The sequence below is a fragment of the Methylobacterium nigriterrae genome, assembly GCF_037106235.1.
GTDB lineage: Bacteria > Pseudomonadota > Alphaproteobacteria > Rhizobiales > Beijerinckiaceae > Methylobacterium > Methylobacterium nigriterrae.
The window spans coordinates 1-260 of record NZ_JBAWTG010000983.1 but is presented as its reverse complement, the minus strand read 5'-3'; the positions used below and the strand labels follow the sequence as shown (position 1 = coordinate 260).

The window sequence follows — 260 nt, the reverse complement described above, 5'->3', positions numbered from 1 at the left end:
ATTCCAATCTGTGCAGTACCTGTTTTAGCCGCAACATGAATATTAGGTAAAGCAAGATTAGGATTTTCTTTTGTAACAACAGCCTGCATCATAGAAGTTAATTTAGATGCACTGTCACTACTCATTACTTGGTTCATAACGGTTGGTCTAGTTTGTGACAATACTGACAAATCGCTAGATCTTACACAATCAACAAGAGTAGGCTTCATCAATGTTCCATTATTTGCAATAGCTGCCGCAATCATAGCGTTTTGCAAAGG

1 protein-coding gene is annotated in these 260 nt (G+C 37.7%); it reads right to left on the bottom strand.

The window, feature by feature from the left end:
- On the bottom strand, positions 1 to 260 hold a 260-nt coding region (locus tag WDW90_RS39955; RefSeq protein WP_336493098.1), incomplete at both ends, for a penicillin-binding transpeptidase domain-containing protein.